General features: G+C 58.0%; 10 protein-coding genes. 8 read left to right on the top strand and 2 right to left on the bottom strand.

Features of this window, described 5'->3' with window-relative positions; genetic code table 11:
- Positions 1 to 325 precede the first annotated feature (325 nt).
- Positions 326 to 967: a helix-turn-helix domain-containing protein gene (locus tag RQH14_RS18360; RefSeq protein ID WP_311214570.1), complete on the bottom strand. Its 642-nt coding sequence runs from the start codon at positions 965 to 967 to the stop codon at positions 326 to 328.
- Positions 968 to 1,113: 146 nt separating this feature from the next.
- Between RQH14_RS18360 and RQH14_RS18355 the strand changes: the two genes are divergently transcribed.
- Positions 1,114 to 1,776 carry a hypothetical protein gene (locus RQH14_RS18355; protein ID WP_311214569.1) on the top strand — a complete coding sequence of 221 codons (663 nt, stop codon included), beginning with the start codon at positions 1,114 to 1,116 and terminating at the stop codon, positions 1,774 to 1,776.
- Complete coding sequence (locus RQH14_RS18350; RefSeq protein ID WP_311214568.1) at positions 1,773 to 2,216, top strand: SRPBCC family protein; 444 nt, start codon at positions 1,773 to 1,775, stop codon at positions 2,214 to 2,216. The genes RQH14_RS18355 and RQH14_RS18350 overlap by 4 nt, the downstream gene beginning before the upstream one ends.
- Before the next feature lie 318 nt (positions 2,217 to 2,534).
- Here the strand turns inward: RQH14_RS18350 and RQH14_RS18345 are convergent, their stop codons facing one another.
- The gene (locus RQH14_RS18345) at positions 2,535 to 3,113 is read right to left on the bottom strand and encodes a recombinase family protein (protein WP_311214567.1); all 579 of its coding nucleotides are present in this window, start codon (positions 3,111 to 3,113) and stop codon (positions 2,535 to 2,537) included.
- A gap of 2,580 nt (positions 3,114 to 5,693) precedes the next feature.
- On the opposite strand from RQH14_RS18345, the gene dnaK reads away from it, so the two are divergent.
- The 6 genes from dnaK to RQH14_RS18320 all read left to right on the top strand — a co-directional run bounded on the left by dnaK (position 5,694) and on the right by RQH14_RS18320 (position 14,261).
- Entirely contained in the window at positions 5,694 to 7,532 is a 1,839-nt protein-coding gene (dnaK, locus tag RQH14_RS18340; protein WP_396136329.1) for a molecular chaperone DnaK, read from the top strand.
- Between the two features lie 791 nt (positions 7,533 to 8,323).
- Positions 8,324 to 10,420, top strand: a complete 2,097-nt coding sequence (locus RQH14_RS18335; protein ID WP_311214566.1) for an N-6 DNA methylase — start codon at positions 8,324 to 8,326, stop codon at positions 10,418 to 10,420.
- Positions 10,417 to 12,015: a hypothetical protein gene (locus RQH14_RS18330; RefSeq protein WP_311214565.1), complete on the top strand. Its 1,599-nt coding sequence runs from the start codon at positions 10,417 to 10,419 to the stop codon at positions 12,013 to 12,015. Before RQH14_RS18335 ends, RQH14_RS18330 begins: the two co-directional genes overlap by 4 nt.
- A gap of 70 nt (positions 12,016 to 12,085) precedes the next feature.
- On the top strand, positions 12,086 to 12,901 hold the full coding sequence (locus tag RQH14_RS18325) for a hypothetical protein (RefSeq protein WP_311214564.1): 816 nt from the start codon (positions 12,086 to 12,088) through the stop codon (positions 12,899 to 12,901).
- Complete coding sequence (locus RQH14_RS23165) at positions 12,891 to 13,424, top strand: type II toxin-antitoxin system VapC family toxin (RefSeq protein ID WP_396136327.1); 534 nt, start codon at positions 12,891 to 12,893, stop codon at positions 13,422 to 13,424. The genes RQH14_RS18325 and RQH14_RS23165 overlap by 11 nt, the downstream gene beginning before the upstream one ends.
- 180 nt (positions 13,425 to 13,604) lie before the next feature.
- Positions 13,605 to 14,261 (top strand): hypothetical protein, encoded by a 657-nt coding sequence (locus RQH14_RS18320; protein ID WP_311214563.1) that lies wholly within the window; start codon positions 13,605 to 13,607, stop codon positions 14,259 to 14,261.
- Positions 14,262 to 14,412 lie beyond the last annotated feature (151 nt).

Below are 14,412 nucleotides of genomic sequence, written 5' to 3'. Positions count from 1 at the left end.
TCGTATGATTGTTGACAATCCTCATGCAGAGAACATTTCCGGTACTTCACAAAAGATGCTTCCAGCGACTGGCCCGCCGTTACCACGTTCGGCCAGTCCAAGACTCCGCCCGTGCCGATTGGGGCCTGCTCGCACACACAAGAGATTGAGGAATACACCGCGCGGGCGACCCATCCCACTTCCGTGGAACTGGAACACCCTGGGTGAGGCTTTCCCAACACGGATTTGGCACCGTTTTCTCGCGGTGCGGTCAGGTCGGCCTTGATGATGGCTCTGGCACATCTGGGAGCTATCCGGCCTGCCAGGGCCGGATGCGTAACGCCGCTCAGCCTTCAGCGAGCAGCATGCCTGGAAGGACGTCGCAGAGCCATGCCATGATCTGGTTGTGGTTCCAGCCGCGCTCAACAGCGAGCTGGTGGTACGTGCTGTCACCGTAGACAGTCATGAACGCCTCGGTGAGCTGATCGATGGGCCAATCGGCACGGAGCGGCCTCTTTTCGGCCAGTATCTCCAAGACCTGCCCGAACCCGTCCCTGCGAAGGTTTTCATGGTGTTGGTGCGTTCGGCGCACCTCGTTATCGGTCAGGGCGGCTGCGCGAAGAACTTCCGAGATAGCCGACGCGCGCGCAAATAAGGGGCCTGCTCCACGAATGAAGATCCGCAATGCCTCAGCAGCGTCGGGTTCCTGCATCATCGCTGCCCACCACGGTTGGGCCTGCGGTGGACGGGGATCATCTTCGCCCAGGACGGCGGAGTCAATTACGGCACTGATGAGCTCGGGTTTGGTGTGGAACACGAAGTACACGGTTTGCGAAGCTACTCCGGCACGTGCAGCAATGCCGGCCATGGTGGCGCCGTGGAATCCTCGGGTGATAAATTCCTGGTGCGCCGCCGTTATGATCTTGCGCCGGGTGGCTTCCGATTTCTGCCTGCGGGTGCTCTTGACGTGTAGTGTGTCCGGGTCCATATTTAGAGTATCTCACTAGAGCAGCACTCTAGTTAGCTTCAAGATTAGAGCCGTGTCATGGAAACCCAGAACCCCTACCGTCCTCACCGGCAGTCGACCCAGCATCCTTTCTCGCCCTCTCTGGCACCGTAGCTAACGAGGCCATCATGAACAGCCATTTCCTTGGCAGACAAGCGGTGACTCTCACCGCACTGGGCACGACCTGCGGGATTGCCTGGGCCGCCGGCTTCCGCGGATACATGGTGGAGCTCGCCGGTCCGGCATCCACTTTCGATTGGTGGGGAACATTCGGCGCACTCATTTTTCCCGGTGCCGTTGCCGGTGGACTTCTAGGTTGGGCGGAAGCCCTCCGACGGACCGGTGGACGGCAGCATTGGCGCTGGCTGGCTCTGGCACCATTGGCGTTTGCCGTAGCTCCAATGCTCCTCCCCGGCGCGGTTCCGGCCCTTCTGACTCAGGGCCTTGGCGGAGGAGCGATCGCAGTGGCTCTGATGGCACTTGGTGGGGGCTACGCTGTATCGCGCCGGGGTCCGCTTTGGAGCAGGCTGGCCTGTGGCATCACCAGTGCAGCCCTCCTTGCCGCCCTCGCTCTGTCCGGGCCCGGAATCGGCGGCGCTGCACTCGCCCTTACGGAGCCCCGCGGCGCGTGGGTTGCCGTCCTGGCCGCGTCGTTCGTGATTGTCCTAGCCCTCGCCTCGTCGATCCCACACAGGGCTGTGGCACCAGCCGCGGATTCGCTCGTCCCGTTGCAATCAACCGGGCTTGCACGCCATGGCGTGCGTCCGCGCCTTGGAAAGGACGCCTCATGAATCGGCTCCAGCTGGAGATGCGCACCGAGTTGCAGGCTCCGGCCTCAAAGGTCTTCGACTTCGTTGCAGACCACACGAACGCGACCCGATGGCAGAGCGGCATCGACGATATTAAGCGCATCACGCCGGGTCCTCTCCGCGTTGGCACTGAACATGAGTTCACGCGGCGATTCGCGGGAATGAAGGTCGTCGCCCGCAACCGCTTCATCGCCTACGAGCCTGGCCGCTTCGTCGCCTTCGAGATCCCATCGGGCAAGATGATCGGTGTCGCTTCCTATCTGGTAGAGCCCACAGGTGCCGGCACCTGTCGACTCACCAGCAATGTAGATTTCCACGTGGGCGGCCTGGCCCGGTTCGCAGTGCCCCTTCTGACGCTGATCTTCAAACGAGACGACGAGAAGGCCCTAACCGCCCTCAAGGTCCTGATGGAGCAGCCCTAAGTCAGGGCAGTCGAATACGGGGCGTCGGTCCCGACCGCAATCGCTCAAGAAGCCGGCAGCCCTAGAAGCCATTCATCGTCCGACGCGCAACCAACTCGGCTCGGGCTCCGGCAGCAAGTATGGCGTCCGCTTAAGACGTGTCCCATTTCCTTAGAACCGAGACGCTCTCCCCCGTGGATGATCGCCATCCGGTGGCGACTGACGTTGGCATCCGCAGCCCGACCTCCGCGTAATATTTCCGTCCCAGATGTTGTCCCAAATCACCTGCCGTGGACAGCAGTCACAAAGACAACTTCCGGGACAGGTTACCCCTGTGGCTCAGGAGTCCATGCCGAGGTATCGGTAGACGGTGGCGCGGCTGGCTCCGATGATCTTTCCGATGTCCGTCGGTTTTAGACCGCGAGCTTTCAATTCATGCGCCCTCTTGACCTTCTCGTGGTCTGTCGTGATTTCGCGGCGGCCTGCTTTGCGTCCGTTAGCAGCTGCAGCCGCCATGCCGGCCTTGGTGCGCTCGGAAAGCTGGTCTCGTTCAAGCTGGGCGAAAGCGGAAATGATGGTGACCATCGCCTGGGCCATCGCTCCCCCGACCTCGCTGGCCGGGTCAGTGGCGATGCCATCCCTTAGCGAACGGAACTTGATGCCTCGCACCTTGAAATCATCCAAGAGCTCGAGCAGGTGGCGAGTGTTTCGTCCCAACCGGTCCAGCTTCCACACCACGACCTCATCCCCTGGGCCGAGACGGTCCAGCATCCGGTCCAGCTCCGGACGACTTACCCGTGTCCCGCTGATCCCCTGGTCTTTATAGATTCGCTCGCACCCAGCTGCTTCCAGTTCCCGGATCTGCAGATCGGTGTTTTGGTCAGCCAGGCTGACGCGGGCGTATCCAAGGCGTGTCATCACTTCTCCGGGTCTTATCAAAGGAAAAATATGAGTGATGTTGAGAATACCTTAGTGAGACACATTGTTGGGACATGCGACGGACAGGAAATCCGCGAGTCTGAATCCTCGACCAGGCCAAGCCCTGCGGTTCTTATCAAAGGATCCATTGATGAGATGACGGCTGAGAGCCGACGACTGCTGAACTCTCTGGTCATCGTGCATCTCCTACGTACATGTCAGGGGCCGCTAACGGCACGAGTCCCGAATGAAGGTTTCGCTGGCAGGGTGACGGATCGGCTTTCGGATGGTGGTCACCCGATTCTGTGGCGATCCATACAGACGCAGTGTGGGCTAGGTGTTAGCTGCGGTGTGGCGTGTTGGACCCGTGTCCAGAAGAAGATAAGCAAGCCTCATTCGAGGAACCCATCCGCCTCGTGAGCGTCATCGCCTTCACAATGTGGGCTTCCTAGGTGGGGCCGAGGCAACGTGCGCACATAGACCTCCTGCAAGCCAGATTCATTGAGTGGCAAGCAAGCGTTTCGGATTTCATGGCGTGCGGAGTCCTTCCGATGTGTTGTCCGTGCTCCGTACGGGGTGGGCCGGGCAGCCCGGGGAATCTTAGGCACTCCCAAAAATGAGCTCTCGAAACCGCACAATGTCGTGCTTTCAGGTCTACGATCCGTTTATGCCGTATGCAGAAACGCATTCTGCGTTCAACGTTGCTGACCCGCCGTCATGGGTGATGTACGTTTCCCATGAAAGGCCGAGGCGGCTTATCGTTTTCGTCCATGGCTTTAGAGGGCGGACACTATCCACCTGGGCCCAATTCCAGCAGAGTGGGCGCATGGGGAGGTACTGGCAGCAGTCTGATCTGTTGTTCGTGGGGTATGAGTCGGAACGAGAGAACCCCTCATCCGTTGCTGATCGGTTGAGACGGAGCCTCCCCGCGTTCTATCCGGTCCCCTTTCCCCCAGCGATGATGGTTGGCGGCAAAGGAGCACGGGATGACGTCTCGTCATCTTATGAAGAGCTGATACTTGTAGGACATTCCTTAGGAGGCCTAGTCATACGATGTGCTCTCGTTCAGGCCGCCAAATCTTGGGTGTATGGAGCACCGGGGGCGGAACGTCCCATTCTGCTAAGTGCTCAGACCCGACTTTTCAGCCCGGCCAACGCCGGTTTCAGCCCAGCCGGCCTCCTGGGACTCGCCAAGGAACTTGGTTTCTTGGGGGTTGCAGAAATTCGCCTGCGACAATCTCGGGCTTACCTCGACCTGCAACCAGGGTCATCCCTGATCGTGGATACACGTCAGTTAACTGAGGAATTCTTCGAGAGGACTTTGGCACCGGCGCTGCAGGCGCACATACTTTGGGCTAATCCGGACAACGTTGTCAAGTCCGAGGAATATAGGATGGACCTTCGTGATTCAGCTGACGGCCAATCTCATCTGACGGTCTGCAAACCACATGATAGCTACCTCCGGCCGTGGCAGTTCCTCGAACGGGGGGTTTAGAACGTGAGCCGCGTTCAGGAAGAACGACCTCCATCGTTCGATGTCCCGTTCAGCCAACAGCCCAATGAACTTTGCAAAGAGGGCCGCGATGACGTTTTAGTCCGCACTTTCCGGTCAAGATGTCTCTGGGCTGATCGTGACGAACAAGTTTTGACGGAGCGATACGCAACGAATCTATCTGGGGTTCCGGCGGCCCGGACCGCCGCTTTGGATCAGCAAGTTACTCCCTGGCGTCCGCCGACCATTTCAGTTCGCCGAAATGAGGAGCGACCGTGACTCGAGCCCAGGAATATCGGCTTAGATCGTTCGAGGCTGCCTACATTAGGCCACACATTGAGTTTTTCGACGAACGCCCCGGTCTGATCTGGAAAGCAATGAACTTCTCGCCTGGGACAAGCGAGGGTTCCCTCCGAATCTTTCTCATCAGGGAAGCCGCCAATTGGATCCAGATGGGGCGGCTTTGCGGCTATTTCTCGACGACGCTAGAGCCAATGCCTATCGAGGTAGAGGGATTCGGCATGGAACGGGGGTCCGTCGTCTCAGCACAGCATATGAACGAAGCCCGGCTTGATCTGGTCTGGGACAGGAATTGGACACGGGCTGAAGATACGGGAACCTTCGATGAAGCCCTGATGGCCGCAACGGAGGATCTGAGCCGTGACCGTATGGAGTTCCTTCGCGTCTATCTTTTCGCGGACGACGCGGAATGGAACGGTAGGCTAACCGAGTTGGCAAGCTTGCAAACGGCATTGGAAGACGGCGCAGGACCGCCTTTCTCTGAAGAATTAATGGACAACGTGACGTGGGCTCTCCACGGCCCTGACTCCCAACTGAAGACCGCTGGTTTTCCTTCAGATTGGAGGGCGCAGCCATTTAACGAAATTCGTACCGACAACGCGAGGGCAGAGCGCCTGCAGTACCATCGCCGTGCGATAGAGGCGCACGTACGGCGGATGCTTACGGAGGACGCCCAGGATGACGATCCACTCCGCGAAACCGGGCAGATTCGACCGGACGCCTCTGTACGTGGCACCGCTCCCCGCCAGACCAAACCGGTAGGAATTGATCTGGGAACTACCAACTCGATGATAGCTGTGTGGGAAGCCGGGGAAGCCCGCGTCATAACTAATGCCGAGGGAGCCAGGACCACCCCGTCGGTAGTTGCCTACACGGACACCGGTGAACGGCTTGTGGGGCAACGTGCTCGCCGGCAGGCGATTCTCAACCCGGAAGGTACTGTCACCTCGGCCAAGCGGTTTATCGGCCGACAATTTGTCGAGATCACGCATGAGGCCAAGGTTGCGAGCTTCGACGTGGTCGCGGACGGCAACGGCGCAGTGCGTTTTCGGGTTCAGGGCAAGAACATCGCACCTGAAGAGGTGAGTGCCCTTGTTCTTCGCAAGCTAGTGGGCGACGCCGAGAAGGAGTTGGGTGAAAAGGTGACGGAGGCCGTCATTACGGTACCTGCTTACTTCAACGACGCACAGCGCGCCGCGACCAAAGAGGCAGGCAGGATTGCAGGGCTGAAAGTCCTCCGTATCCTCAACGATACGACCGCGGCCGCCCTAGCCAGTGCAGTCAAGAATCGCGAGCACGAGACCGTGCTGGTTTTCGACATGGGCGGCGGAACCTTTGATGTAAGCCTGTTGCATATAGGGGATGGGGCTGTGGAAGTCCGCTCCGCCGCCGGTGATACGCACCTTGGCGGAGACGATTTTGACCGACGCCTCGTCGACTATTTGGCGGAGGACTTCCGAAAGGAGACGGGGATCGATCTCCGCTCGGATGCCCGGGCGTTGCAGCGCCTGGTAGAAGCGGCGGAGAACGCGAAGGTCGAGCTGAGCTCTGTGACCCAGACCCTAGTCAACCTTCCCTCCATTACGTCCGATGCTGCAGGCCCCAGGCACCTGTCGACAACCGTTCGGCAGTCTGTATTTGAAGAAATTACCCATGACTTAGTGGAGCGCGTTGTAGGGCCTGTCAGAAAGGTGATGACAGACGCCCAAGTCACCGCCGACGACATCGATGAAGTGATTCTGGTTGGGGGCTCTACACGCATTCCCGCAATCAAGAACGCGGTGAGGCGGTTGACAGGCGAGAAAAATGCGGAAAACAACGTAAACCAGGACGAAGTCGTCGCTCTCGGTGCAGCCATTCAGGCCGCCGTGTTAAAAGGCCAGATGTCTGATGTTCTGGTGCTGGAGGTCACGTCGTTGTCCTTGGGCATCGCAACCAAGGGTGGCGTCATGACGCATCTCATCGAGCGCAACACCGCTATCCCCACCAAGCGTTCCGAGACCTTCACCACCGCTGACGACAACCAGCCGTCCGTGGCCATCCAGGTCTTCCAGGGAGAGCGTGAATTCACCCGCGACAACAAGCCGCTGGGCACTTTCGAACTGACCGGCATCGCTCCGGCGCCGCGTGGTGTTCCGCAGGTTGAGGTCACCTTCGACATCGACGCCAACGGCATTGTCCACGTGTCCGCCAAGGACGGGGGCACCGGCAAGGAACAGTCCATGACCATCACCGGTGGCACGGCGCTCTCCAAGGACGACATCGACCGCATGGTCCGTGAAGCCGAAGAGCACGCTGCTGAGGACAAGGCCCGCCGCGAAGCTATGGACACCCGTAACTCCGCGGAGCAGCTCGCATACTCCGTGGACAAGCTGATCGCCGACAACGACGACAAGCTCCCCGAGGAAGTCAAGACTGAGGTCAAGGCCGACGTCGACGCCCTCAAGTCCGCGCTGGAAGGCACCGACGACGCAGCCGTGAAGACTGCGTTCGAGAAGCTCCAAGCTTCCCAGACCAAGCTCGGCAAGGCCGTCTACGACCAGTCGGCTACCGCTGAGGCGGCCCATGTAGTTGATGATGCGGAGGATTACGACGAAATAGTCGAGGCAGAATGGAAACGCGACTAGGGATAGCGTCGAGTGAAAAGGCATTTGAGTAGTAGCCCGATCCTCCTGAAGGTGTCATGACCCCCGCATAAGCCTCGCCCATGGCTGGGCTTCGCTTTGTTGCTGAAGTTATTCGCGATCGAGGCAATTGGGTATTACCTAGCCGGACAGTCACAAACGCTCCCCGCACTTTCTGACCAACCTTGATTTCGGCACCGAGTTCTTACTAAGTCTGAGCTACTTACTCCGCCGCCATTCGGCCTGCGGCCAAAAGGGTCGTTTTTGACCGTACCGACTAGGGCACCTGGACATGTCGGCGGCCTAACGGCCATGGCAATCCGCGCCAGCAACCACACTTACACTCAGTCAGATGGATAAAACGACAATAGGACCGGAGAGGTCCCCAGATGCCCCTCCCCCGCAGGTCGTTTCGACACCCGGTAAAGATGCACGGGTTCGGCCCGAGCTCGAACCAGCCGAGGTGGAACTCTCCTCAAATCTGAAAGGCTAGCTCTCAAGGCTGCGGGAACGGGCTATTCCCACTTGCCTCAGAGGGAGCAATTGCGTGGCTCGGCGCTGGCCCTTTGGTGAGAGGTCCGACACTTTCGGGCCTGGGCTATCTTGAGATGAACCACGACGTCTTCTCAACACGCCGCAGCAAGCAGCGCGGGTGGCCTTTTCCGGACCCCACCCTTGTAACCTGAAGGCACCATTTTCTGCCCGCACGAACGGCTCCAAGCCATTCTAGATGCTGGGGTTTGCAGGGAGTGGGAGGGGCACCAACGCAAGCGACGGATTGGAAAGGGAACACATTGGCCGCAAAGATAACTTCGTCCATCACTGATGAGAGGACGATGGCGGCATGGATTCTTCCTCCAACGGCGATCCGCGCAGCTGCAAGGCTGCAGGGCGATGAGAAGCCCGCACGAATCCTTTCGGCCGAGATTGAAGAGCATGTCCGTGACCCTGATTCCGGCAGCACGCTGCGCTGTGACGTCACGCTTAGGGGCAAGAAGGCTGCGGTCGTCGCCATTGAGATGAAACGGCCTGAAATAGCAGACGTGCGGGATCCTGTCATGACCGTAGATGCGCACAAGAAGGCTGCCAGCAGGGGCTTAGTTTGGTATGGCACCTGTAACTTCAAGGAGATCGCACTGTGGTCCACTCATGACGGGCCGCGCCCCACCGCTCCGCTTTTCGTGCACCCGCTGGTTCAAGACCTCACCCACTCTTCTAAGGCAACGCTTAAGAAGAACAGGGATGCCCTCAGCTCACAGTGGATGACCTTCATTGACCGAGTCGAATTGCTTCTTGATGAAGTTGAGGCGAACCAGTTAGAAAGGGAACGGAGTGCTCCGCCGCAGGTTTCTGACCTACGGGAGGCAGTCCATCAAGCTGCCCAGGAGGCGGCCGTTCGCATTGCCGAGGCGGTCCAGCATGACCAGTCGTTCCACGATCAAATCGTAGAGATCCTTTCTGATCAGTTCGGGGTGAGTGTAAAGCTCGACCCCACGAAACCCGAGCAGTTAGAAGATGACTCGCTGCAAGTGGCGGAAATTGCGTGCTTTGTGGTGGCGACCCGTCTCATGGTCTATGCCGCCTTGCGAGCTTCCGGGCTGCGTGACGGACGGTTTAAGCTGGATGCTCTGGACGTTCCTGCCAAGGCCACGGACCCAGCAAGGGTTGCCCAAACCCTTCAGGGCTTCTATGACCATGCTCGTTACCACACCGGCGATTTCGAGGTGCAGTTCACACCTGGCCCCTTGGATGACGTGGCTTTCGTTCCGTCCGCCTCTCAGGCAGCCAGTGATGTGGGCAGGCGCTGGGACAGCCTAATTCGACTAATCTCTGACTCCGATTGGAGCGGCCCGGCAGAGTATGTCCCCGGGCTTTATGAGTCCCTGCTTGATGAGGAACACCGACATGCTACTGGAGTTCACTACACTCCCGAGCCCGTAGCCGAGATTGCTGCTGCTTACGCGATCGAACGGGGCAACGACGTAGTCATGGACCCTGCTGCGGGTGCAGGAACCTTCGTGAGCATGTGCGTGGATCGAAAGACACTTCTCGGGTCCAGCCATGAGCAGGCATTGTCAGAGACATACGCTGTTGAGTTAGCAGAATTCGCTGCCTCCCTCACTGGGTTGAACTTAGTGCTGGCCAACAGCAAGGCAGACACCGCCTATCCACGGGTGGTCGTATCAGACTTCTTCAAGCTGGCACCAGGAGGCGCGACTCAACTCGTGTTACCTGAAACAGGCCAAGTCTCTATGCCGAGGCAGCTTGACGCGGTCGTCGGCAACCCGCCATATATTCGGTTTGAAAACATCAGCCAGGATGAGCGACGGTACATTCACGAACTTCTGTCGAAGGTTCATGCAGAAGACAAGATCGCCTTTCCGAACTTCACTGGCAAAGCTGATCTTTGGGCGTTTTTCGTCGCTAGGGCTGCCCAGTACCTACGCCCGGGGGGTCGGCTTGCCTTTGTCCTGTCATGGTCACTGCTCAGTTCAAATTATGGTGATGCGGTACTTAGCTTTCTCGGCAGATACTTCCAGGTTGATGCAATTATCGACTCCAAGATCGAACGGTTCTTCGCAGCCAAGCAGAACACGCTTCTACTTTTGGCAAGGAAAGTGGAAGCTCCAGGAACAGTAGCCAATGAGCCCAATCCCCATATCGATCCTGAACATCAGGTTAGGTTTGTTCGCTTGAAGCGACCCGTGGCCGAACTGGTTGACTCCACGCTCCCCCGGGGGCAGAGGGCCGAAGACCTGGTAGATGAGATCTTTAGATCGACGGGAAATGCTTCCGATGCTGACGACGTTCGGTGGGACATAAACCTGATACGGCAAAGCGAGTTGGTTGAGAGGTCGGACTCCATGACCATTGAGGACTTCGAGCAGTGAGCACAGTTGATTTTTCTGCGATGGGAGCAAAGAGTGCTTTCGGAGGCACACTGCTCAACAGTTGGTCTGCGGCACTGGTGGAATCGCCAAATATCCGACGCATCCGCTTAGAGGCGAAAGAAATGCTTGTCCCCTTAGGCAAGATTGCGCCGCCCTATAGCGGCATACCCACACGAGCTGTGAAGTTCTTCTGCGTGACCGAAATCTCGGATGAAGAGGCGCTCTTGAGCGCTCAACTTAGGACCAGCAGGGACCGTGAGCGTGTGGCCCTGGTGGAGGATGGGGGCGGTGCCCGTCATCTAATAGAGCGCACTTCCCTGCAAAAACTGATTCGCAATCCAAAGAAGGTCGAAGCGCGGCTCGTGATAGCTGCAGACGATGATCTGCCATCTCGCTTGTTCTCAGTCACGGACAGTGTAGAGGAACTGTCAAACAATAGGCTCCGCCACACTCTGAAGTACATCGAGTACGGAGAGAGCACGGATTTTAAGGCCAGCGGCCGTCGTGCTGGTGGTGCTGTCTCGGGCCGGGCGCAGGCTTCTTCTCGAAAAAACTGGTATGCCGTCCCTAGCCAGCCCGCGCCTCCTGGACGGATCGTATGGGTTAAAGGACGAGGACAGGTCCACTACGTGACCGAAATTCCGGAAGGCGTCCAGGTGCCCGACAACTTTCTCGTGTCACGTCCTCCTTCGGACCTAACTAATCCCCGTGTGTTAGCCGCCATCGCTAATCTGTCCTGGACTCACTTAATGGTTGAACAGTTCGGACGTCGGGCCGGCGGGGATGGAGTGCTTCAGACGTACATTCGTGAGCTGATGATGCTCCCGGTTCTGAATCCTCTAGCACTGACCTCAGATGAAGCTGAAAAGCTGGTAGAAGCGTTTGATGAGATCTCGACTCGCCCTGCGAAACCGGTGACCCAGGAATTGCAGGACGTCCACAGACAGAACTTTGATCGGGTCGGGCTGCAGCTGATGTTGCGCAGAGATGACGTCACAGAGGTGCTTCAGGATGTCCATCAGGCTTTGATCACGCTTGCAGAAGAACGGATAGTTAAGGCTTCCGAAGGGAGGAAGGTTCAGGAGGCATCGCGGGCGCGGCAGGCATTCGATGCGGCACCTGTTGCAGAATCTGTTCTCCGCTTTTGTTCTAGTCCGCCAAGCCTCGCTGACGCTGGATTGGACACCTCAGAAGGCACTCTTAACTCGACAACCATCATCGTCCCTGGGCACGGAGCTGTGAAAGAGTTAACGACGCCCTACGATCTTTTGGACGACTCGTCGGTTCTAATCAACAAACGCATCAGAGTTGAGACGCCTTCTCACGTCCACGCCGCTCTAGTTAGGGCGCATCTGACAATTAGTCCTGATTTTGTTGGGACGTTGATTCTTCCTGCTTCGGAGGAAGAGGCCTTGGAGATCTTTGGAGCATGGACCAGCAAGTTTCAGACGTGGCAGGATGGCGTTAGAAAGCGGATTGGAGACCTTGTGGGTCTAAGCAAGCGCACGACACGCACCCCGGTTGTTGCGAAGAGTTTCGATGTCGTCGCGGGTCTGGCCCCAGGGACCACGCTATCTCTAACATCAGAGTGGTAAAAACAGCGCGCCGCTACTTGTCACGCGTCACCTGCGCTGCAGTCTTCTCCCCATCGATTAGTTTTGACCTATGACTACTACCGGGTTGGAGGTACGCCTCCGTGAAGGCCGGGAGAAAGCTGCTGTTCACCGGTTTACGAAAACCCTAGATGACGTCGTTCTCTCCCTGCGCGAGATCGACCGCCTCTACCTTCACCGCGGAGCCCGCCCAACGTGGGTCATCGAATCTCTTTATCACCAGGCAAATGACGCGATCATCCGCCTTGAACCTAGGAGTTCCTCCAGAACGCGTGACCTTTCAGACATGCTGCGCCCTATAGACGTGTTCCTGGAAGGCATCAACAGCCTCGGCGAGCGAGCTGAGATTCCTAAGCTCTACAGCCCCGAGACGGTTGAGCGCATCAAGCGCATCGCGACACCGGGGAACGAGTTCAGCCAAATTACGATGGCCTCATACAACGGCAAGGTAAACGAGGCCGCTGTACTCTCACCCACGGTCCGAGAAAACGCTGCTGATGCGGTGAAAGGCAAAGACACAGCCCACGGGTCCCTGTCCGGCATTCTCGACACTGTGGGCGCCACCCCACGCCGAAACATCCTTCGCGTCCGATTGTTCGACCGGCAAACTCAACGTGCCGTAACGGGCAACGCGGCGCCAGCCTTATCGGAAGCCCTCCGAGAACACTGGAATCACCGTGTACTGGTCGGCGGTCTAGTAACACGTAATGCGCAAGGACAAGCGATACGCATTGAGATAACAGAAATCGAGAGCCTTCCCGAGGATGACACCGGAATGCCTTCACCCCACGAGCTCCTGGGCATTGCCCCCGATTGGCTGGATGGAATGACAGTGGACGATTACATGCGAGGTATCCGTGGTGCCTAAGAGCAATCGAGTAGCCATCCCTGTGCCATTGATTTACGTGGACGCCTGCGTCTATTTGGACTTGATCACTCGCAACGAAAGTCCTGATCCGGCTACTGGCGAACCAAGATGGAGAGCGGCGGTTTCAGTATTCGAGGCTGCCAAAAACGGTCAGGTCCGTCTCGCTGCATCCCCTCTACTTGAAGCTGAGGTCCTGTGCAACGGTGTAGCGCGGGGGGACACGGATCGTGTTCGTAATCTACTTCGTGGATGGTTCCAAGCGGAATCCACGGCGTGGACGGAAATCGATCGGTTTCTCGCGCGGGAAGCAGTGAGAATGGTCAAGGAATTCGGTCACCTCCGTTTCAACAGTTCAAAGCAGCTTCGCTCAGCCGATGCCCTGCACTTGGCAGCGGCCGTGCGGCTAGGATGCGACTATTTCTTCAGCCATGACGGTGGATTCCCTCTGAATCAGACTGTTGAGGATGTACAGGTACGAACCCCGCGCGTCGTGTGGCAGGAGTCGCTCTTCGACGCGTCTTAGACCGTCAGGCTCCTCTCCGCCACGGTCCCCATAGTGTTCGGGCCTTGGGCGGTTCGGGGGGTCAAGTTTGGCATGCATGCGTCACCGCAATGGCTTCAGAAGCCAACCCGCCGCTTTTTCTTCCCGTGTCGATTCGAACGTCGACGCCAAAGCGGGACGTACGAAAACATTGGAGGACATATGGGCAAAAATGCCAAGCTTAGGAAAGAACGGTCGAAGGAACGAGCGGCAGCCGCAACATCACCATCCCGCGTCCCTCTCGAAATTCTTCAGCAGGCTGTGGAGGCTGTACGAGACAAATTTGGCACAGATAATAGGTGCGCTGATGCCGCTGCAATGCTCATTACGGTCGGCAAGCACCTTGGCTACACACTTGAACCGAGACCCGTCTCGCTCGTAGCCGAACAACCCTCCCCGGCCGACCCCTCGATTATGAATATGGCATTCATCGGTCCCGCAGCCGAGGCGACACTGGGCGAGGCTGACAGGAAGAAAGCAAATAAGGACCAGCTCGAGGGCGGTAACAGCCTCGGGCATCTCGTTCTTACGTGCGATGATCCGCCGCTCCTTCTCGATGCCAACCTGCGTCAGCTCGAAGCCTTGGGTTTCTATGCACCCAGCCTCCGTGCGCACATTCACACAAGCCACCCTAAGAGTGGCAGCTGGTATTTGCCGATCGGTGAACTAGACCTCGACCTTTCTTACATCTTGGACGAGGTCGCCAGTGGCCTAATGGAGAACTATGATGCGGCGATAACAGATTATTCTGCTGAGGCCCATGATCTTTCGACAGCGCTGCTGGCGGGATACACAGCAAAACAGATACGGGATCGATAGGTAGTTAGGCGCGAACAGCAGAGCCGTGCACAGCCTGTAGCTGTGCAGGGCTCCTTCCGTTAGTAGCGTTGGTTAGCGTCCGTAGTCGGAGTCTTGTCGGCGGCGTTGCTCCGGTGTTCGTTGCGTGGTTGCTGTGGCCGTGGCTGCCGTG

Origin of the sequence: Arthrobacter sp. WCS2018Hpa-7 (assembly GCF_031843805.1) — a bacterium.
Lineage (GTDB): Bacteria > Actinomycetota > Actinomycetes > Actinomycetales > Micrococcaceae > Arthrobacter.
Note: the sequence above shows the minus strand (reverse complement) of the source record. Positions and strands in the feature narration are given on the sequence as shown.